The sequence below is a fragment of the Streptomyces soli genome, assembly GCF_003999195.1.
Lineage (GTDB): Bacteria > Actinomycetota > Actinomycetes > Streptomycetales > Streptomycetaceae > Actinacidiphila > Actinacidiphila soli.
This window is the reverse complement of the sequence record NZ_RJVR01000227.1, coordinates 32,292-51,061: the sequence shown is the minus strand read 5'-3', so window position 1 is coordinate 51,061 and position 18,770 is coordinate 32,292. Positions and strand designations below refer to the sequence as shown.

At 70.8% G+C, this 18,770-nt stretch carries 17 protein-coding genes and 1 pseudogene; 9 read left to right on the top strand and 9 right to left on the bottom strand.

Annotated features, from left to right (window positions below):
• Window positions 1-105 precede the first annotated feature (105 nt).
• Window positions 106-1,509, top strand: coding sequence for a Si-specific NAD(P)(+) transhydrogenase (gene sthA, locus EFK10_RS22540; RefSeq protein WP_127357463.1), 1,404 nt, complete (start codon window positions 106-108; stop codon window positions 1,507-1,509).
• 122 nt (window positions 1,510-1,631) lie between these two features.
• On the opposite strand, the gene EFK10_RS22535 is transcribed toward sthA, so the two are convergent.
• Window positions 1,632-2,867, bottom strand: a complete 1,236-nt coding sequence (locus EFK10_RS22535) for a cytochrome P450 (protein ID WP_127357462.1) — start codon at window positions 2,865-2,867, stop codon at window positions 1,632-1,634.
• A gap of 104 nt (window positions 2,868-2,971) precedes the next feature.
• Window positions 2,972-3,424 (bottom strand): flavodoxin family protein, encoded by a 453-nt coding sequence (locus EFK10_RS22530; RefSeq protein WP_127357461.1) that lies wholly within the window; start codon window positions 3,422-3,424, stop codon window positions 2,972-2,974.
• Between the two features lie 160 nt (window positions 3,425-3,584).
• Here EFK10_RS22530 and EFK10_RS50730 point away from each other — a divergent pair, with 160 nt between their 5' ends.
• From EFK10_RS50730 to EFK10_RS50720, 3 genes are all read left to right on the top strand, one after another.
• Window positions 3,585-3,920 (top strand): amino acid permease, encoded by a 336-nt coding sequence (locus EFK10_RS50730; protein ID WP_240677392.1) that lies wholly within the window; start codon window positions 3,585-3,587, stop codon window positions 3,918-3,920.
• A gap of 321 nt (window positions 3,921-4,241) precedes the next feature.
• Window positions 4,242-4,613 (top strand): amino acid permease, encoded by a 372-nt coding sequence (locus EFK10_RS50725; protein ID WP_265737546.1) that lies wholly within the window; start codon window positions 4,242-4,244, stop codon window positions 4,611-4,613.
• Between the two features lie 9 nt (window positions 4,614-4,622).
• Entirely contained in the window at window positions 4,623-4,895 is a 273-nt protein-coding gene (locus tag EFK10_RS50720; protein ID WP_240677390.1) for a hypothetical protein, read from the top strand.
• A 46-nt stretch (window positions 4,896-4,941) separates the two neighbouring features.
• Here the strand turns inward: EFK10_RS50720 and EFK10_RS53390 are convergent, their stop codons facing one another.
• The gene (locus EFK10_RS53390) at window positions 4,942-5,859 is read right to left on the bottom strand and encodes an NADP-dependent oxidoreductase (protein WP_127357488.1); all 918 of its coding nucleotides are present in this window, start codon (window positions 5,857-5,859) and stop codon (window positions 4,942-4,944) included.
• A 974-nt stretch (window positions 5,860-6,833) separates the two neighbouring features.
• Between EFK10_RS53390 and EFK10_RS22515 the strand changes: the two genes are divergently transcribed.
• Both EFK10_RS22515 and EFK10_RS22510 read left to right on the top strand, forming a co-directional pair.
• Complete coding sequence (locus EFK10_RS22515; RefSeq protein ID WP_127357460.1) at window positions 6,834-9,707, top strand: bifunctional glycosyltransferase/CDP-glycerol:glycerophosphate glycerophosphotransferase; 2,874 nt, start codon at window positions 6,834-6,836, stop codon at window positions 9,705-9,707.
• Window positions 9,704-10,849 (top strand): glycosyltransferase, encoded by a 1,146-nt coding sequence (locus EFK10_RS22510; RefSeq protein WP_127357459.1) that lies wholly within the window; start codon window positions 9,704-9,706, stop codon window positions 10,847-10,849. The genes EFK10_RS22515 and EFK10_RS22510 overlap by 4 nt, the downstream gene beginning before the upstream one ends.
• 103 nt (window positions 10,850-10,952) lie before the next feature.
• Here EFK10_RS22510 and EFK10_RS22505 read toward each other — a convergent pair whose 3' ends face one another.
• The gene (locus EFK10_RS22505; RefSeq protein WP_127357458.1) at window positions 10,953-11,948 is read right to left on the bottom strand and encodes an SCO0930 family lipoprotein; all 996 of its coding nucleotides are present in this window, start codon (window positions 11,946-11,948) and stop codon (window positions 10,953-10,955) included.
• Between the two features lie 217 nt (window positions 11,949-12,165).
• Between EFK10_RS22505 and EFK10_RS22500 the strand changes: the two genes are divergently transcribed.
• Entirely contained in the window at window positions 12,166-13,821 is a 1,656-nt protein-coding gene (locus tag EFK10_RS22500) for a serine/threonine-protein kinase (RefSeq protein WP_164836118.1), read from the top strand.
• Window positions 13,822-13,923: 102 nt separating this feature from the next.
• On the opposite strand, the pseudogene EFK10_RS22495 reads toward EFK10_RS22500, so the two are convergent.
• A pseudogene (locus EFK10_RS22495) lies at window positions 13,924-14,196 on the bottom strand (ATP-binding cassette domain-containing protein); the annotation flags it as partial.
• Window positions 14,197-14,220: 24 nt separating this feature from the next.
• Complete coding sequence (dapB, locus tag EFK10_RS22490) at window positions 14,221-15,030, bottom strand: 4-hydroxy-tetrahydrodipicolinate reductase (RefSeq protein WP_127357456.1); 810 nt, start codon at window positions 15,028-15,030, stop codon at window positions 14,221-14,223.
• A 115-nt stretch (window positions 15,031-15,145) separates the two neighbouring features.
• Between dapB and EFK10_RS22485 the strand changes: the two genes are divergently transcribed.
• Window positions 15,146-15,844 carry a dienelactone hydrolase family protein gene (locus tag EFK10_RS22485; protein ID WP_127357455.1) on the top strand — a complete coding sequence of 233 codons (699 nt, stop codon included), beginning with the start codon at window positions 15,146-15,148 and terminating at the stop codon, window positions 15,842-15,844.
• Between the two features lie 7 nt (window positions 15,845-15,851).
• Here EFK10_RS22485 and EFK10_RS47685 read toward each other — a convergent pair whose 3' ends face one another.
• Together EFK10_RS47685 and EFK10_RS22480 are read right to left on the bottom strand one after the other, a co-directional pair.
• On the bottom strand, window positions 15,852-16,013 hold the full coding sequence (locus EFK10_RS47685) for a hypothetical protein (protein WP_164836117.1): 162 nt from the start codon (window positions 16,011-16,013) through the stop codon (window positions 15,852-15,854).
• Window positions 16,014-16,171: 158 nt separating this feature from the next.
• Window positions 16,172-16,696 (bottom strand): hypothetical protein, encoded by a 525-nt coding sequence (locus EFK10_RS22480; protein WP_127357454.1) that lies wholly within the window; start codon window positions 16,694-16,696, stop codon window positions 16,172-16,174.
• A 190-nt stretch (window positions 16,697-16,886) separates the two neighbouring features.
• Here EFK10_RS22480 and EFK10_RS22475 point away from each other — a divergent pair, with 190 nt between their 5' ends.
• Entirely contained in the window at window positions 16,887-17,981 is a 1,095-nt protein-coding gene (locus tag EFK10_RS22475; protein ID WP_127357453.1) for an XdhC family protein, read from the top strand.
• Between the two features lie 290 nt (window positions 17,982-18,271).
• Here EFK10_RS22475 and EFK10_RS22470 read toward each other — a convergent pair whose 3' ends face one another.
• On the bottom strand, window positions 18,272-18,733 hold the full coding sequence (locus EFK10_RS22470; protein ID WP_127357452.1) for an ATP-binding protein: 462 nt from the start codon (window positions 18,731-18,733) through the stop codon (window positions 18,272-18,274).
• Window positions 18,734-18,770: the final 37 nt, after the last annotated feature.

Sequence of the window (18,770 nt, the reverse complement as noted above, 5' to 3'; positions counted from 1 at the left end):
GGCGGCGACTTCACCGCGACCGGAGGACCGGCCTTTTCCATTAATTTATATTTCAACCATACCGGATTCACCCTTTCGAGGGATTGAGCTGTCAGAATCCTGAGGGTGCCCGACTTCGACATGCTCGTCATCGGATCCGGTCCGGGCGGCCAGAAGGCCGCCATCGCCGCGGCCAAGCTCGGCCGCCGGGTCGCCGTCGTTGACCGTCCCGACATGGTCGGTGGGGTTTCCATCCACACCGGCACCATCCCTTCGAAGACCCTGCGCGAGGCGGTGCTCTACCTCACCGGCCTCACCCAGCGCGATCTGTACGGCCAGAGCTATCGCCTGAAGGAGGACATCACCGTCGCCGACCTGACCGCCCGCACCCAGCACGTGGTCAGCCGCGAGGTCGATGTCATCCGCAGTCAGTTGTCCCGCAACCATGTCTCGCTCTTCGCCGGCACCGGCCGCTTCGTGGACGACCACACCGTCGCCCTGCGCGATGTGACCGGCCAGGACCGGCTGTTGAGCGCCGACCACATCGTGATCGCCACCGGCACCCGGCCCGCCCGCCCGGCGACCGTCGAGTTCGACGAGCGGACGATCATGGACTCCGACAACGTCCTCAACCTGGAGCGGGTGCCGCGCTCCATGGTCATCGTCGGGGCCGGGGTGATCGGCATGGAGTACGCCTCCATGTTCGCCGCCCTGGGCAGCAAGATCACCGTGGTCGAGCAGCGCGCCGGAATGCTCGACTTCTGCGACGTCGAGGTGATCGAGGCGCTCAAATACCACCTCCGGGACCTGGCCGTCACCTTCCGCTTCGGCGAGACTGTCGCCGCCGTCGAACGGCATCCCCGGGGCACCCTCACCGTCCTGGAGAGCGGCAAGAAGATCCCCGCCGACGCCGTGATGTACTCGGCCGGCCGGCAGGGTCTCACCGACGAACTCGACCTGGACAAGGCCGGCCTGTCCGCCGACAAGCGCGGCCGGATATCGGTGGACGAGCACTACCGCACCGCCGTGCCGCACATCTACGCGGTGGGCGATGTCATCGGCTTCCCAGCGCTGGCCGCGACCTCGATGGAGCAGGGGCGCACGGCGGCGTACCACGCCTACGGCGAGCCGGTGAACCGGGTGCACGACCTGCAGCCGATCGGCATCTACACCATCCCGGAGATCAGCTTCATCGGCCGGACCGAGGACCAACTCACCGACGAGTGCGTGCCCTTCGAGGTCGGCATATCCCGCTACCGCGAACTGGCCCGCGGCCAGATCATCGGCGACTCGCACGGCATGCTCAAGCTGCTGGTCTCCCCGGAGGACCGGCGGCTGCTCGGCGTGCACTGCTTCGGCACGGGCGCCACCGAACTGATCCACATCGGGCATGCCGTGATGGGCTGCGGCGGCACCGTCGACTACCTGGTGGACGCGGTGTTCAACTACCCGACCCTCGCGGAGTCGTACAAGGTCGCGGCCCTGGACGCGACCAACAAGATCCGCCAGATCGACCGGCTGAGGGACTGATCCCGGCGGCGCCCGCCGTATACCAGGGCGGGCGCCGATCCAGGGGCCGGACAGCGAACATCCGTCAGAAGTGGCCCGCATGTCCGGTGGTGTGGGGGGGCGGGCCGGGAGAACCGGCCCGCCTACCCGATCGTCTCCCAGACCACGGGCAGCGCCCGCGGCGACCGGTGGATCATCGTCGGCAGCATCTCGACCGGTTCTTCACCGGACGCCGCGAACCGCAGCCCCGGCAGCCGCCGGGTCAGGGTCTCCAGGGTGATACGCAGCTGCTCCCGGGCCAGTTGGGACCCGGGGCAGCCGTGCACGCCTTGCCCGAAGGCGAGATGACGGATAGTCAGTCGGCTGATGTCAAAGGCCTCGGGCCGGTCGAAGGCCGCCTCGTCCCGGTTGGCGGAGCCGTACGCCACGAACACCGACTCCCCGGCGGCGAGTTCGACACCGGCGAGGGTGAGAGGGCGGGTGGTGACCCGGCGGAAGCCCTGCACGGCGGAGTCGTAGCGGGCCGCCTCCTCGATCGCGGCCGGGATCAGCGAGGGATCGGCGCACAGCAGCTCCCACTGGGCCCGGTGCCGCAACAGATGCAGCAGGGTCGTGCCGATCAGGGCGGTGGTCGTCAGGTGCCCGGCGATCAGCAGGTTCTGGAGATTGGACACCACCTCGCCACGCTGCTCGTCGGTCAGCGCGGCGGTGCCGGGGGCGATCGACCGTACGACCTCCGAGCACAGGTCGTCGCCGGGATCCTGGCGACGCTCTTGCGCGTAGTCCAGGAGCAGTAGCTGCAGGGCGACGACATCGCGGGCGGCGTGGATCTGCTCCTGCACCGGCAGCGGCCGGAAGATCAGTTCCTCGGCGCGATAGCTGCCCTGGACCGCCGCCGGAACGTCGGCCGGGTCCAGCCCGAGCAGATGGCCGATCACCTCGCCCGGCAGCCGCTTGGCGTACTGCCGCATCAGCTCCGCCCGCCCGTCACCGGCGAAGGCGTCGACCAGAGCCGTGGCGCGCTCGGCGATGTACGGCACCGCCGCCGCCACCCGCGACGCCGACAACCCCCGGGTCAGCGGGGCGCGTAACCGCAGGTGCGCCGCGCCGTCCGAGGTCACCACCACGGGACCGCCACCCGGGCCCCTGCCCAGCTCGGCCAGAGCCTCGGGCGCCGGCATGACGTCCGGGCGCAGGGCATTGGCCGAGGAGAAGTCATCCGGCCTGCACAGCACTTCGCGTACGTCCGCCTGACGGGCCACCAGCCACCCGCCCAACTCAGGCGAGAAGACGAGTCCCGGCTCCTTCCGGGCACGCGCGTACGCCGGATAGGGGTCCTGCTGCAGTGCCGCGAGTCTGCCGTGCGCGTCTTCACCCATGAAGCTGCCTCCCCGGTGCGGCTGTACGGCCGGCGCTGCGTTCGCCCGCCCCATGGTGCAGGACCGGGGGACGGGGTGAAAGACCGATGTCCAGGAGCGGGGCGCTACTGCGACAGCCCGGCGGCGAGGGTGGCCCCCAGCTCCCAGCACGCTTCGACGTCGCCCTTGCCCGGCTCACCGGTGACAGTGACGGCGACCGCCGCCTTCTGCCAGCCCAGGCCCGTGGTGATCGACTCGATGCCGCGTACCGTCCCGGTGACGTCGTTGCCGCCGTGCACGTAGTAGCCGAAGGGCCTGCCGCGGGTGGCGTCCAGGCACGGATAGTAGATCTGGTCGAAGAAGTGCTTGAGCGCGCCGGACATGTAGCCGAGGTTCGCCGGGGTGCCGAGCAGATAGCCGTCGGCCGCCAGGACATCGGACGCGGTCGCGGCCAGAGCGGGACGGCGGACGACCTCGACGCCCTCGATCTCGTCGGTGGTGGCACCGGAGACGACGGCCTCGAACATCGCCTGCAGATTGGGCGACGGAGTGTGATGCACGATCAGCAAGGTAGGCACGCCGGCCGAGCCTATCCTGCTTCCACAGATTTCGGCTGGGTTGCCCGTGAGCTTCGAAGGCGGGCGTATGGGTCAAGAATCGGATACGACTCTTGTGGGGCCGCAGAGCGACAGGTGACCATAAGCGGCACTCGCACCGGGTTCACCGCAGGGGATCACGTTGGCCACTGGGCTTAACAAAAACGAAGCAGAAATCGGGCTCCCGCCCAGCGCGGCCGCCGAACGGCAGAAGCTGCGCAAGCATTTCAGGCGCTTCGACATCCTGTTCTTCCTGCTGTGCACGATTGTCGGTGTCGACACCATCGGTACCGTGGCCTCGTCCGGCGCGGAGGCCTTCACCTGGCTCATCGTGCTGGCCGTCGTCTTCTTCATACCGTCCGCGCTGCTGACCGCGGAACTCGGAGCGGCCTTCCCCGAGGAGGGCGGACCGTACATCTGGACCAGCCGGGCATTTGCCGGCTCGTCGGATCGGTCAACAATTTCCTTTACTGGGTGACGAATCCGTTCTGGCTCGGCGGCACGCTCTCCGTCGCGGCCGTCACCGCCTTCACGACTTTCTTCAACGGCGGCAAGGATCTGAGCACCACCGCCTTCTACGCTTTCACCCTGGTGTTCATCTGGATCGGGGTGCTCGCCGCGATTCTCTCCTTCGATGTCGGCAAGTGGATTCCCACGCTTGGCGCCTGGAGCCGCCTGATCCCCCTCGGCTTCTTCACGCTCACGTTGTGGTGTACGGGAGCCTGGGCGGCTTCCTCGACGCCATCCGCCAGGTCTTCACCGTGTACGGCGGCTCGGTCGCCGCCGACGGCACGGCCAGCTGACCGGGGCCGGCAGCGTACTGGGCGGGCTGGCCGCGATCATGCTCATCCTCACCGTGCTCTCCTCCGGCGTCACCTGGATCATGGGCTCCGACCGAGCGCTGGCCGTCTCCGGCTACGACGGCGCCGCACCGCGCGGCCTCGGCGTCATCCCCAGCCGCTTCGGCACCCCGGTACGGGTCAACATCCTCGGCGGCCTGGTCTCCACCGGCCTCCTGGTCCTGGCCCACGAGCTGACCCACGGCAGCACGACCAAGCTCTTCGGGGCGGTGCTCGGCCTCGCCGTGTCCACCACCCTCGTCAGCTACCTCGGCATCTTCCCGGCCCTGCCGGTGCTGCGGCGCAAGTACCCGAACGTCCCCCGCCCGTAGAAGGCGCCCATGCCATGGGCGATCGCGACCGTGCTCACCGCCCTGATCGCGTACGCCTCGCTGCAGTTGCTCATGCCGGGCGTCGGCAGCGGCTGGTTCAGCAAGGCCTACCTCCCCGACGGCTGGACGCACGGCGAGCGGGTGTCGTACCTGCTGACGGAGGCGGTGCCGCTGGCCGCGTTCATCCTGATGGGTGTGATCTTCTGGGCACTGGGCGCGCCCACCCGATCGGCGATGCGAGCGGCGAGCGATGGGGCAGCGGCCGACACCGAGGGGACGTAAGGGCCGGGCCGCGTACGAACACGTATGCGGCCCGGCCCCGTTGACGTCAGGACTGAGAGACCGTCAGTACGATCTTGCCGCTGAGGTGCCCGCCCTCGCTTCGCTCGTGGGCCTTGGGGGCCTCGGCCAGGGGGAACTCGGAGTCGATGGGGATGACGAGCTTGCCCTCCTCGTAGAGCTTGGCGGCCTTGGGCAGAGCGTCGAAGCGCTGCGGGTGGGTCCCGGCGCCGGTCACCAGGACGCCGTACTGGCCGGCGGAGAAGTCGGCAATGGTGATCACCTTGCCGGGGTCACCCACGATCTCGATCAGCTCCTTGACCGAGCCCTTGCCCGCCGTGTCGAAGGCGAAGTCGACCCCGCGCGGGGCCAGTGCGGCCACCCTCTCCTTGAGCCCGGGGCCGTAGGTGGTCGGCACGACGCCGAGGGAGCGCAGCAGGTCGTGGTTGGACTCGCTCGCCGTGCCGATGACGTGGACGCCGTCCGCGATGGCGAACTGGGCGGCGACGGTGCCCACCCCGCCCGCCCCGCCGTCGATCAGCAGGGTCTGCCCGGCGGTGGGCGGCCCGACGAGGTCCAGGGCACGCAGGGAGGTCTCGGCGGGCACAGGGAGGGCCGCCGCCTCCGCCCACCTCATGGAGGCGGGCTTCGCCGTGAAGTGGTCGAGGACCGCGTACTGCGCGGAGACGCCGTTCCCGGAGCCGAAGACCTCGTCCCCGACGCTCACCCCCTCGACGCCTTCACCGACTTCGTCGACGACGCCGGCGACGTCCATGCCCGGAATGGCGGGCAGTTCGATCGGGAAGACGTCCTTCATGTGACCGGCCCGGATCTTCCAGTCGACGGGATTCACCCCGGCCGTGCGGACCGCGATCCGCACCTGCCCGGGGCCTGCATGCGGTTCCGGCACCTCGGTGACCTGGAGAACCGACGGGTCGCCGTATTCGGAGAAAGTCAACGCGAACATCTCAGCACCCTTCGATGGAGGCGTGTCCCGGCTGTTCAAACCAGGCCTGGCGGCGATTGATTCCCCGAACAGGCTCGCGCACAGCGCGTACGTCGACGCGGCGAACGGCGGATATCCCAGGTAGCCGGCCAGCGGCATCCGGAACAGATGGGGCGCCCCGTCGAACCACGGAATCGTGTACACCCAGTGGTAGCCCGCGGCCCCACCGTTCCACAGCTCCCAGAAGAACCCGGCCGTCGGCCCCGCCAGAGCCACCGCAGCGATCGTGCCCCAGCGGCCCTCCGCCGCCCGGCCCAGCAGGCTGGGCCGCCCGGCGCGGCGGTTGAGGGGGTCGAGAAGCAGGAAGGGCGCGAACCACAGCAGCGGAAAGGCCTGCCGGGGGAGGACCAGCGCCAGGACCACAGCCGCGACCCCGGCGAGCGGGAGCAGCCCGGCGCCGGGCACCTCGAGCCGCCGTCCCCGCAGGCCGCGCAGCCGTGGCAGGGAGAGGAACAGCTCGGCGGTCTCCCAGAGCACCGGAATGACCGTGCTGTACGTGACCGCCTGGACGACGTCCCAGTAGAGCCGCCCGTGCCGGGCCGGAGCCACGTAGTGCCAGTTGCCGATGACGTGGTTGGCCAGCTCGTACAGCGCCCAGTAGGCCGAGGACACCGGGAACAGGGCCAGAAGGAGCAGCGGCCGGGCACTCATCGGCGAGGTGCCGGTGCGCATCAGCACCAGTCCGTCCGCGATGAGGATGTAGCCCACCCACAGCGGGAAGAACACGTCCTCCGACCAGGCGCTCTCCAGCGTCCAGTAGAGCGGCCAGAAGACGGCGACGAGCAGGAGGCCCGCCACCAGCCGTACGGGGACCCGCCTGGCCATGTGCCCATGGTGCCCCGCAGCGGGGCGGCCCGCGCCCCGAACCGTTCCCTGACTTGCGTTCCGTCGCCCGAGGCAAGAGATTCGAAGGGCAGAGAAAGGTGTCACCGGACATGGATCTCGCCCCGGACATCAGTGTCGTCGTCATCGTCTACAACGACGCGGAGCGGCTTCCCACCGCTGTGCGGTCCTTGCTGGCGCAGACCCTGCGCAATGTCGAGGTGGTCATCGCCGACGACTGCTCGACCGACGGCTCCTACGAGGTCGCCACCTCCCTTGCCGCCGCCGGCCCCCGCCGGGTGCGGGCGATCCGGCTGCCGCACAACAGCGGCGGCTGCGGAGAGCCCCGCAACCAGGGCATCGCCGTCGCCCGCGGGCGCTACGTGATGTTCCTGGACAGCGACGACACACTGCCGCCCAACGCCTGCCGCGCCATGCTGGAGGCGGCCGAGCGCACGGACGCCGACCTGGTGTCCGGCCTGTGCGTACGGGTGCACGCCGACAGCCGGCACGACCGCAAGGACCCCTGGTACCCGTGGCTGTACCGGTCGACCCGGACCATCGAGTCCATCGCCGACCTGCCGGACCTGATGGTCTTCGACACCCTGTCGACCAACAAGTGCTACCGGCGCGACTTCCTCCTGAGCAGCGGCCTGGCCTTCCCCAAGGGCATCCACTACGAGGACCTGCTCTTCTCCGCGCAGGCCCTGCTGGCGGCCCGGCGGATCACGCTCATCCCGAACACCGTCTACACCTGGAACGTCCTGGACAAGGCCGAGGTCAAGTCGATCAGCAACCGCCGCCACGAGATCAACAACTTCGCCGACCGGGTCGAGATCCACCGCCGCATCGACGCGCTCCTCGCCGACCGCGCCATGGACGGGCTCAAGCTCGCCAAGGACACCAAGTTCCTCAAGCACGACCTGGTCCTCTACCTGCGCGAGCTGCCCTTCCTCGACGACGACTACCGCCGCCGCTTCGCCCGGATGGCCGACGAGTACATCGCCGGCTTCCCGCCGGCCGCGTACGCCGAGCTGGATCCCATCCACGCCATCTGCGCCTACCTCCTGCTCAAGGAGGACTGGGCCAACCTCATGCCGGCGATCGACACCCTCATCAACCGGCAGAAGATCTCGGCCCCCCTCGCCGAGCGCGACGGCCGCGTCTACTGGTGCGCCGACCACCTCGACGACCCCCAGGGCCGCGAGGTCCTCGACGTCACCGCCCTCGGCTACCACACCCGGCCCCTGGACCACATGGCCCCGCGCAACCGCCTCACCGGCTACGCCGTGCGGGACGGCCGGGTCATCCTCGACGGCGCCATCGTCAACCCGCTCGGCGTCATCCCGCCCGGCGCCGTCCTCACCGGCGAGCTCGAATTCCGCGCCCGGCGCCGGTCCCTGCGCTCCTTCCGCTTCCCGGTGCGTACACTGCGCCACGCCGGGGAGTCCGTGGTCTGGCGGGCCGAAGTGCCGCTGGCCCGGCGACTTCGGCCGCTCGGCATCGTCGACGACGTATGGGACATACGGCTGCGCCTCGACGCCGACGGCCACCGCACCGCCACCCGGCTCACCGCGGGCAACACCGACCTGGGCGACGCCGAGCCGTTGTCCGTACGGCCGCTGCTCAGCCGCCTGACCGCCGACCGCCTCGAACCCGAGGTGTCCGCCAAGGGCCACCTCGCCTTCCGCCTCACCCAGCACGGCCCCGCCGTCCGGCGCACCCACGCCCTGGTCGAGCGCCACCTCGACGGACCCGCGGCCAACGCAGGCAAACGCGCCTACCGCGCCGCGCGGGCCGGCTGGCGAGACCTCAACTCCGGCCGGCGCAAGATCCAGGCCTACCAGCAGATGCTGCGTCTCCTGCCGGTCCGCCGGGGCACCGTCGTCTTCGAGAGCCACCTCGGCAGGCAGTACAGCGACAGCCCGCGCGCCATCCACGAGGAGATGCGCCGGCGCGGCCTGCCCGTCACCGCCATCTGGTCCTACGCGGGCGACCGGCCCGAGGGCTTCCCCGAGGACGTCGAGCTGGTCCGGCGCTGGTCGTGGCGGTATCTGCGAGCGCTGGCGCAGGCCGAGTTCTGGATCGACAACCAGGGCTATCCACTCAAGCTCGACAAGCGCCCCGAGACCACGTACATCCAGACCTGGCACGGCTCCGCCCTCAAACGGATGGGCTTCGACGAGCCCGGATACCGCATGCTGTCCGAGCCCGAACAGGCCGCCTACCAGCGCTCCCTGGACCGCTTCGACCACTTCGTCGTGCGGGGCGAACACGACGTACGCACCCTCGCCTGCGCCTACCGCATCCCCGGCGAGAAGCTGCTGCGCACCGGCTACCCCCGCAACGACGCCCTGGTGCGGGCCCGCGAGACGGCGGCCCCCGACGCGGCTGCGACGCTCATCGCCGAGCGGCTCGGCATCAACCGCGACCGTCCCGTCGTCCTGTACGCGCCCACCTTCCGCGCCCATCCGGGCGGCCGGGTGCGGGAGTTCGAGTTCCCCTTCGACGTCGACCGCTTCGCCGACCGATTCGGCGGCGACCTGACCCTCCTGGTCCGTACGCACTACTTCAACCGGATCGCCCTGCCGCCCTCCGTCGCCGGCCGGGTCATCGACGTCACCGGCGAGCCGGACATCACCCCGCTCCTGCTGCTCGCCGACGCCGTCGTCACCGACTACTCGTCCCTGATGTTCGACTATGCGCTGCTGCAACGGCCGATGGTCTTCTTCGCGTACGACTGGGAGGAGTACTCCCAGGACGCCAGAGGCACCTACTTCGACCTCCTCGCCGAGACCCCCGGGCCGGTGGCGCGCACCGAGGACGAGCTTTTCGCCGCACTCACCGACCTGTCGGGAGTTCGCCAGCGGTACGCCACGCGGCTCAAGGAATTCGCCGACCGCTACGGCGAGTACGACCGGGGCGACGCCGCGGCCCGGATCGTGGACCGATTCTTCGGCACGGCGGATGCGGGGGACGACGAATGACCGCGCGTGACATCTTCTTCGTCGCCAACGAGGTCAACGAGCTGGGCGGCGTGGCCCGTTGGCAGAACCAGATCGCCCGGCTGCTGTCCGAGCGCGGCCACCGGGTACGGATCATCGGCATCGCGCCGCCCGAGGTGCCCATGGACCTCGGCGCCGACCCCCCGTTCGAGACCCGGACCCTCTACGCTCGCCGCCCGCCCTCCCCGCGGCCTCTGCCCCGCCTGCTGGCCCGGGCCGACCTCGCCGGGCTCCGCCTGGAGGCCGAGCGCCGGGCCGTCATGCGCGAGGCGGCGGCGCGGCTGTCCGCGCTCTTCCGCGAGGGCCGGCCGGGCGCGGTCATCATCGTCACGCAGGTGTGGGCCATGGAGTGGGTGGCACTCGCCGACACCGCCGGGCACATGGTGATCGGCATGAGCCACGAGTCGTACGACTACTCCCGCCAGTCCTCGCGCTTCCAGCGGGTGCTCACCCACTACGCGGGCGTCGACCGGCTGCTGCTGCTCACCCAGGAGGACGCCGACCTGTGGACCGGCGAGGGCCTGGACAACACCGGCTTCCTGCCGAACCCCCTGCCCTCGGAGCCCGACACCCCCTCGCCGCGCACCGAGAAGGTGGTCGCCAGCGTCGGCCGGCTCAGCCACCAGAAGGGCATCGACATGCTGCTCGACGCCTGGGCCGAGGTCGCCCCCCGGCAGCCGGGCTGGCGGCTGCGGATCCACGGCGCCGGGGAACTCGAGGAACCGCTCAAGCGGCAGTGCACCTCCCTAGGACTCGACGGCTCGGTGGAATGGGCCGGGCAGACCACCGACGTGACGCGGGCACTTCACCAGGCCTCCGTCTTCGTGCAGTCCTCGCGCGGCGAGGGCTTTCCGCTGGCGATCCTGGAGGCCATGGCCTGCGGCGTGCCCTGCGCGGCCTTCGACTGCGCCCCCGGCGTACGCGAGATCATCCGCGACGGCGAGGACGGCCTGCTGGCCAGGCCCGGCAACGCCTCCGAACTGGCCCGCGTCCTGGACCGGTTGATGGGCGACGCCGAACTGCGCGACGCGATGGGGGAGCGGGCCCGGCACAGCGTACGGCGCTTCGCGCCCGGGACGGTCGCCGACCAGTGGGAAGGGCTGTTCCGCTTTCTGGAACGCTAGGAGCTACGGGCCAGGCATACGGGTACGCCTCCGCCGCCGGTCCTGGGGGAACCGGCGGCGGAGGCGCGTGGGGGTGCGGGTTCGGCTGGTGCGGCCTCGCGGCTCAGTAGCCGTAGCTCGAGGAGTTGCTGCTCGAGCTGCTGGAGGAGGACGAGGAGGACGACGATGACGAGGCGGACGAGTCGGCCTTCGCCTGCGCGGCGGGCTTGGTCTTGCCGCGGTCGACCACGATGTCCTTCTTGAAGGCGAACCAGACGCCGCCGACGCCCTGGCCGTTCGTCTGCCCGGCTTCCTTGTCACCCTTGAAGGTGTACGCGGGCCAGCAGTTGAAAGCCTCCTGCTTGGTGCCGTTCGGCGTGGTGAAGGTGAAGATCACCTTCGGGTCGAGGCCCAGCGCCGTGACGTCCGCGGTGGTGACCAGACCACTCGGCGTCCACTTCTGAAGGCAGGTCGCGTCGCAGGCGGTCGTCATGGGCCAGGGCTTGTCCTTGGTGAAGAGGTACAGAGTCTTGCCGTTCTTGTCCTGCAGGACCTTGCCCAGTTCGGGGCTGTCGAGCACGTTGAGCGCGGCCCGCTTCACACCGGACTTCTTGCCGTCGGGGGCCGCGGCGAACCAGGTGCCGCCCACGCCCTGGCCGTTGGTGTCACCGGCCGTCGTGTCCTTGGAGTAGCGGTAGAGCGGCCAGCCGCTCAGCGTGAGCTGCTTCGTGCCGTCCGAGCGGGCGACCCATCCCAGCAGGTCGGGGTTGAGGCTGTCGGACGCCGAGGCGTCGTCGGCGGAGACCGGCGGCCACGCGGTCGCGCAGTCCCCGTCACAGTTGGACTTCGAAGGACTGGGGGTGTCCTTGTCGAAGCGGTACAGGGTGTTGCCCTCGCTGTCGGTGACGAGCGCCCCCAGCTTGGCGTCGGAGCGCACCGCCAGCACGCCCGCGGTCTTAAGCGCCGAGGTGCCCGTCGACCCGGAGGGGCTCGCCGCCACAGAGCCGGCGGCCGGCTGCACGACGGTGGTGGTCGGCTGGGTGCTGGCACCACAGGCCGTGGCCAGGAGCATGGTCGCGGCCGCCACTCCGGCGAGTAGGACTTTTCGCCACTTTCCCATTTCAGGTTCCTCACGTTTCGCGTCCGCACCGGCATCCTCGCCCGGCACTTGGCACTAACTACGGGCGAAGGTGGGCTCCGGTTCATGGGGATCTCAAAAGTTTTCGAATGCCGAGGTCCAAGGGCTCGAATTGTTGGGACCGTTGAGTAGACACGGCGACCCGGGCCGTACAGCTCGACAGCGGATGTGTCGGGTACGTACGGGTACACAGCAGGGGATGACCATGACCATGGCCGATGCCAATACGCAGGGCCCCACACGGCAGTTGCTCGCCGGGCGGTATCGGCTGACCCAAGTCGTACGCCAAGGGGGCGACCAGACCGTTTGGCAGGCCGAGGACACCGAGCTCGGACGCCTGGTGACGGTCACCGAACTGGGCGACGACAAGCGGCACTCCGAGCGCACCGCGCGACGTCGGCTGGTCACCCGGATGCTCCGCGAGGCCGAGGTGATGGCGCTGGTGTGCCCCGGCAGGGTGCTCACCGTCCTGGACATCATCGAGGAGGACGGCCGGCTCTGGACGGTCACCGAGATCGCCGAGGCCACCCCCCTGGACCAGATCCTCGCCGCCGAGGGCACCCTCGACGCCGTACGCGCCGCCCGCATCGGCCTGGAACTGCTCGCCGTACTCACCGCCGCCCACCGCGAGGGCATCACCCACGGCGACGTCCGGCCCAGTTACGTCCTGGTCCGCGCCGACGGGCAGGTCGTGCTCAACGGATTCGGCGTGACCGCCGCCCAGAGCGCCGCGCCCTCGTACGCCTCGCCGGAACGCGCCCGCGGCGAGCGGCCCGGACCCTCCTCGGACCTGTGGTCACTCGGCGCCGTCCTCTACGCCATGGTCGAGGGCCGCCCCCCGTACCGCGACCTCGAAATCCCGGCCGCCACGCTCGCCGCCGTCCTCAACGAGCCCGTGGTCCCACCGAGACACGCCGGCCCGCTGGCCCTGGCCATCAACGGGCTGCTGCGCAAGGACCCGCTGGAGCGCACCGACGACCCGGTCGTGCGCAAGGTCCTCAACCGCATCATCGGCGAGGCGAAGTTCGGCGCCGACGCCACGGACTTCCTGGGCTTCGGCCTGGGCTTCGTCGAGCAGACCGGGTCGGCGCCGGAGGCCGCGCCGACCCGACCGCCCGCCCCCGCGCCCGCGTCGCGGCGGCGGGCGGTTTCGGTGTGGCGCCGGCCGCTGTGGCGGATGACCGTACGGGACAGGACGGTGGCCTGGACTCCGGCCGGGCTGACGGTGGCGGCAGTCGCTCTGCTGGTGGCGTTCACCACGGCGGTCACCGTCGTCATGCTGGACGACCGGTCCCCGGCCGCCTCCGCCCTGCCGTCGCCCGCCCCGAGCGGGTCATCCACCGGACGATCGCCGTCATCCGCGCCTTCCGCGTCCTCCACCGGCGAGCGAACGGTGGCGGTCCCCAAGGACTTCTCCCTCCGCCACGACCCCGAGGGCTTCGCCATCGCCCTCCCCGACACCTTCGGCCGCATCGGCGAAAACGGCCACGGCTCCGGCTCCCTCTTCGGCGCCTTCAACGACCCCCGCTCGGTGCTGGTCGACTGGACGCACAGCCCCGGCAGCGACCCCGTCGCCGCATGGCAGAGCCTCGAGAAGACGGTGCGCGCCGGCATCACCGACTACCACCGCGTCGGCACCATCGAGTCCCTCGACTACCGAGGCTGGAAAGCCGCTGACTGGGAATGGACCTCCACCATCGACGGCGTCCGCTACCGCACCCTCAACCGCGGCTTCGTCGTCGACTCCAAGCACGGCTACGCCATCAAATGGAGCGTCCCCGAGTCCGTCTGGTACGCCGAGGCGAACCAGCAGGCCCTGCACCTCTTCCTGGACTCCTTCCAGCCCGCACAGTGAAACGACTCAACGGCTCAGCATTCAGCCCGTCCGGCGTTTGAGGAGAACGGGGTCCAGGGGTGGGGGCACTCTCCCCCAGCCTTCGGCCGGGGGACCCCCACCCAAACGAACGATCCCTGTCGCGGCGATCGACTCCCCGACGACGCGCTCGTCGTCCTTCGACCACTGTCGCAGCAGGCCCTGGTGCGGGTAGCGCCCCCGCGCGACCAGTTCGGCGACGGTGATGCCCTCGGGCGCGATGGACGACTGCGGGAGCAGGCCCAGGGTCCGGGCGACCTTCGTGGAGGGGAGGGCGGAGATGTCCTGCCCGTCGAGCAGCACGGTCCCGGTGACCGGCTTCAGCATGCGCGAAAGCGCGCGCAGCAGAGTCGACTTGCATCCGGCGCAGATCCGGCCCGGTCAGCCCGCGTCGGCCGGCGCCGGGCCGTCGAGCAGCAGCGTGTCGAGCCCGCGCACCAGCCCGGGCCGCCCTGCGGCGGCCCGTACCGCGAGCAGCGTCCCGGCGACGTACGGCGCCGGCGAACTCCCCGCGTCGTGCCGGATGACCAGGCGCTCGTCCGGCAGCCCGAACACCGTCTCCACCGCCAGTACGAACCCCGGAAGCCGCACCGAGTGCACCTGTACGTCGGAGACGGACGCCCCCCGCGCCTCGGGATGCCCGGCGGTGTCCTCGGGGCGGATGGCGTACTCAGGACGACGGATCCCCGACAGCTGCTCGGCCAGCTCCCGGGCCGTACCGCTGGGAGCGTCCGGCTTCTGGGCGGACGCGTAGTCGATGATCTCCCAGTGCGGCAGGTGACGGGCGGCCAGCTTCGCGGCGGCCTGGGCCATGGCCGCGGTGAGGGAGAAGTTCCCGGAGGCGACGACCCCGACGCCGTGCTTGGTGGCGAGGTCGCAGATCTCCTCGTACTCCTCGGCGGAAAGCCCGGACGACCCCACGACGACGTTCACCCCGCGCGCCACGGCCGCCCGCACGTGAGCGCCCACCGACGCGTGCGAGGTGTAGTCGACGAGTACGTCCACGCCCTCCCCGGCGTCGAGCGCCTCCTCCACCGTCCCGTACACCGGAACGCCGAAGTGCTCGCGGCCGGCCGCCGACCGTGCGACCCCTGAACTCAGCCGCAGGCCAGGGGCGTCGAGTACGCCTTGGGCCACCGCCTCGCCGGTCCAGCCGGTGATTCCGGCCACGCACACCCGCAACTCGCCCATCGGTCATCGCCTCCGCGTATTCGATATTCGGTACCGACCGGACGATCATGGCAGTCGGCCCCGTCGCACGGGCCGACATGACAGAGCGTCACCCTCACCCCCCGGGAGCAGAAACGTGTCCGCAGACCACTCCGAAGCCCGCCAGAACGTCTCCTTCCCCAGCGCCGGCGGCACCGCCCACGGCTATCTGGCCCTGCCGCCCGCCGGCCACGGCCCGGGTGTGATCGTCATCCAGGAGTGGTGGGGCCTCACCGACCACATCGCGGACGTCACCGACCGCGTCGCGCAGGCCGGTTTCGTCGCGCTCGCCCCCGACCTCTTCGGCGGGAAGGTCGCGCACGATTCCTCGGAGGCCCTCCAGATGATGTCGGAGTTGCCCACCGAGCGCGGCGTCGACCTGCTGTCCGGCGCCGTGGGCTACCTCCTCTCCCGGGAGGAGACCACCGGCGACACGGTCGGCGCCGTCGGCTTCTGCATGGGCGGCGGCTTCGTGATCGCCCTCGCCGCCCGCGACCCGCGCGTCAGCGCGGCCGTGCCGTTCTACGGGGTCATCCCCGGCCCACTGCCGGACTTCTCCAACCTCAAGGCCGACATCCTGGGCCACTACGGCGAGAAGGACCCCACCGTCCCGCCGGAGTCGCTGAGCCAACTGCGCGCCGCCATCGAGGAGCAATCCGGCATCACCCCTGAGTTCCACCTCTACCCGGCCGGCCACGCCTTCTTCAACGACGACCGCCCGGAGGCGTACCACCAGCCCTCCGCCGAACTCGCCTGGGCGCGCACGATCGACTTCCTCCACCGCAAGCTCGGCTGACGCCGCCTCACACCTCGGGCAGGTCCTCCCGGAGCAGCCGCCGCTCGCGGTTCGGGTCGCGCACCACACGCGGCGGGTCCCGGAAGATCCGCGTGGCCCGGACCTGCGGCTCGTACGCGGGCCAGTCCGGCGCCTCACCCCGTACGAAGGAGAGCACGGCGCCCGGCAACTGCTCGGCGACGGCCCACCGCCGACCTCGGCCTCAAGGCCGCCGCCCACACCGCCCCGGCCCGCCAGACCGCGTCCGTCTGACATCCCCCCAACCCAGCGCCGGGCGGGCCGAGTCCGAACCTCGGCCCGCCCGGCGCTTTCCTGCCCCGCCCCTACCTAGGCCGCGTCCGGGCCCTGCTCCCGGACCCGCTGCACGTGTTCCAGGGACTCGCGCAGCTCGCCCAGCCAGTCGTCGGCGTTGCGCTGTACGAGCCGTACGCACCAGGCCAGGGCGTCGCTGCGGCTGCGGGCGACGCCGCCGGCGATGAGCGTGTCCAGCACCTGGCGTTCCGGCTGGCGCAGCCGGGTCATCACCGGCGCCGAGACCGTGGTGAACAGCACCCGGGTGCCGCCGACCTCCACGCCCCAGGAAACCTTGCGGCCGAACCGGCGCTCGGCCTCGCTGGCCACCGCGATGCGCTCGTCGCGCGTACGCTCCCGAAACTCCGCGGCGCGGCCGATCCGCGCCTCGTCGCGCTCCACCTGTGACGCATCCGCGCCGAGGTCGGGCTCCGGGATCCGGCCGACGACGGTGATCTCCTCGCGGTCCACGGTCACGTCCAGGAGCTCGACGAACAGTCCTTCCGGCAGCCGCCCGGCGAACCAGCCGCGCAGCGCCTCCTTCTGCTCTGTCGTAATCATGTAATCAAACTTACGCCGATTCCGACCATAAGCAAGGGTCTATCCCGGCTGCCACGCATGGGAGCCGCCGCGACCGCCCCGCTGGCGGCGGGGATGGCGGCGGCGATACCGTGCGTTGACGCTGTCGTGGCAGGCCGGAGCCTTGCCGCCGTGGAACAGCTGACGGGGGTCGTGAGAGGCGGAGCCGCCGATGCGTGAGATCCTTCCGGCGCTGAGCGAGTGGTACGAGGCGGGGGAGCCCTTCGGCCTCGCCACCGTGGTCGCCCTGAGCCGCAGCGCGCCGCGCGGTCCGGGGGCGGCGATGGCAGTCGGGCCGGGCGACGAGGTCGTGGGCAGTGTCTCCGGCGGCTGTGTGGAGGGCGAAGTCTTTGAACTCGCCAAAGAAGTGACGCAGACCGGCGAGGCCAGGCTGCGGACCTTCGGGTACAGCGACGAGGACGCCTTCGCCGTCGGTCTGACCTGCGGCGGGGAGATCACCGTCCTCGTACGCCCTGTCTCGCGGGCCACCGACCCCTCCTTCGGCGAGGTCGCCGCCTCCGTGGCCGGCCACCGCCCCGTCGTCACGGCGACGGTCACCGACGGCCCGGCCCCGCGAGGCGCCACGGTCGCCGTCTGGCCCGACGCGGTCTCCGGCACCCTGGGCGCCGAGGGCCTCGACGTCGCCGTCACCGCGGACGCGCGCGGCGAACTGGCGCTCGGCACCACGGTGAGCCGGCACTACGGCCCGCGCGGCGAACGCCGGGAGGACGACGTCACCGTCTTCCTGCAGTCCTTCGCTCCGCCGCCCCGCATGCTGGTCTTCGGCGCCATCGACTTTGCCGCCGCCGTGGCCCGGATCGGCGCCTTCCTGGGCTACCGGGTGACGGTCTGCGACGCCCGCCCGGTCTTCGCCACGCCCAAGCGTTTCCCGGAGGGCGTGGAGGTCGTGGTCGACTGGCCGCACCGCTATCTGTGCGGCGCCGCCACCGACGACCGCACGGTCGTCTGCGTGCTGACCCACGACCCCAAGTTCGACGTGCCGCTGCTGGAGGTGGCGCTGCGCGCCCCGGCCGCGTACATCGGTGTGATGGGCAGCCGCCGTACGCACGACGACCGGCTCAAGCTGCTGCGCGAGGCAGGGCTGCGGGACGACGAGCTGGGGCGTCTGCGCTCGCCTATCGGCCTGGACCTGGGCGCCCGCACCCCCGAGGAGGTGGCGGTCTCGGTGGCGGCGGAGATCATCGCGCTGCGCTGGGGCGGCAGTGGCGCGCCGCTGACCACGACCGCCGGAGCGATTCACCCGTGAGGATCTGAGGAACAAGACAAAAAAAGTAGCTTTCACCCCTTTTGCCAGGCCCAAATCGGAGTAACGTAAGTAGTGGCCTGCGAGGCGAGCGAGGGAGTTCACCCGGCGTAGCCGACTTCGACGGAGGCAGAGAATCGCATCCGCCGTGGCCGACGTCGACGGGCGGGCTGAGAGGCCTGACGGTCGGGGAGACCAGAAGGCGACCTCCACAACCTGATCCGGACAATGCCGGCGAAGGGAGCCCACCTCGCAGGTTCACAGCTGTCCGGGGTCAGGCGGGGGTCCGACCCTCAGGCGCGGCCGGAGATCATCGCCCAGACCGACTTCCCCGCGTTGTCCGGCGGGGTCCAGCCCCATGACTCGCTGAGCGAGTCGATGACGTGCAGCCCGCGCCCGCTCTCGGCGAGGTAGTCCGGCTCCTTGACCACGGGGACCTCGGTGCCGGGGTCGGAGACCGTACACAGCACGGAGGGGCCCCGGCGCAGCAGGCCCAGCCACAGCGGGCGCGAGGAAAGCGGGACATCTGACGGGCTGTCCAGTCCGTAGCGGACGGCGTTGGTCAGCATCTCCGACACGACGATCGACGCGTTGTCGACGACCTCGGGCATGCCCCAGCGGCGCAGGGTGGATCGGGTGAACTGCCGTGCCGCGCCCGCCGCGTGGAGGTCGCCATCCAACGAGCAGGCTGCGAAACGCGTCCCCGGGCCTTCTGGCAGGGCAAGGCTCGGTGGGATCGCCGGGTGTGTGGTCATCGGTACTCCGCAGAGCTGTCGGGCGGGCGGCACGGTG

What these genes read in the sequence shown, in the direction of transcription:
- EFK10_RS22535 (WP_127357462.1), bottom strand. Translation starts at nt 2,867, where the DNA reads ATGGGTGAAGACGCGCACGGCAGACTCGCGGCACTGCAGCAGGACCCC.
- EFK10_RS50720 (WP_240677390.1), top strand. Translation starts at nt 4,623, where the DNA reads ATGCCATGGGCGATCGCGACCGTGCTCACCGCCCTGATCGCGTACGCC.
- EFK10_RS53390 (WP_127357488.1), bottom strand. Translation starts at nt 5,859, where the DNA reads ATGTTCGCGTTGACTTTCTCCGAATACGGCGACCCGTCGGTTCTCCAG.
- EFK10_RS22515 (WP_127357460.1), top strand. Translation starts at nt 6,834, where the DNA reads ATGGATCTCGCCCCGGACATCAGTGTCGTCGTCATCGTCTACAACGAC.
- EFK10_RS22510 (WP_127357459.1), top strand. Translation starts at nt 9,704, where the DNA reads ATGACCGCGCGTGACATCTTCTTCGTCGCCAACGAGGTCAACGAGCTG.
- EFK10_RS22505 (WP_127357458.1), bottom strand. Translation starts at nt 11,948, where the DNA reads ATGGGAAAGTGGCGAAAAGTCCTACTCGCCGGAGTGGCGGCCGCGACC.
- EFK10_RS22500 (WP_164836118.1), top strand. Translation starts at nt 12,166, where the DNA reads ATGACCATGACCATGGCCGATGCCAATACGCAGGGCCCCACACGGCAG.
- dapB (WP_127357456.1), bottom strand. Translation starts at nt 15,030, where the DNA reads ATGGGCGAGTTGCGGGTGTGCGTGGCCGGAATCACCGGCTGGACCGGC.
- EFK10_RS22480 (WP_127357454.1), bottom strand. Translation starts at nt 16,696, where the DNA reads ATGATTACGACAGAGCAGAAGGAGGCGCTGCGCGGCTGGTTCGCCGGG.
- EFK10_RS22475 (WP_127357453.1), top strand. Translation starts at nt 16,887, where the DNA reads ATGCGTGAGATCCTTCCGGCGCTGAGCGAGTGGTACGAGGCGGGGGAG.
- EFK10_RS22470 (WP_127357452.1), bottom strand. Translation starts at nt 18,733, where the DNA reads ATGACCACACACCCGGCGATCCCACCGAGCCTTGCCCTGCCAGAAGGC.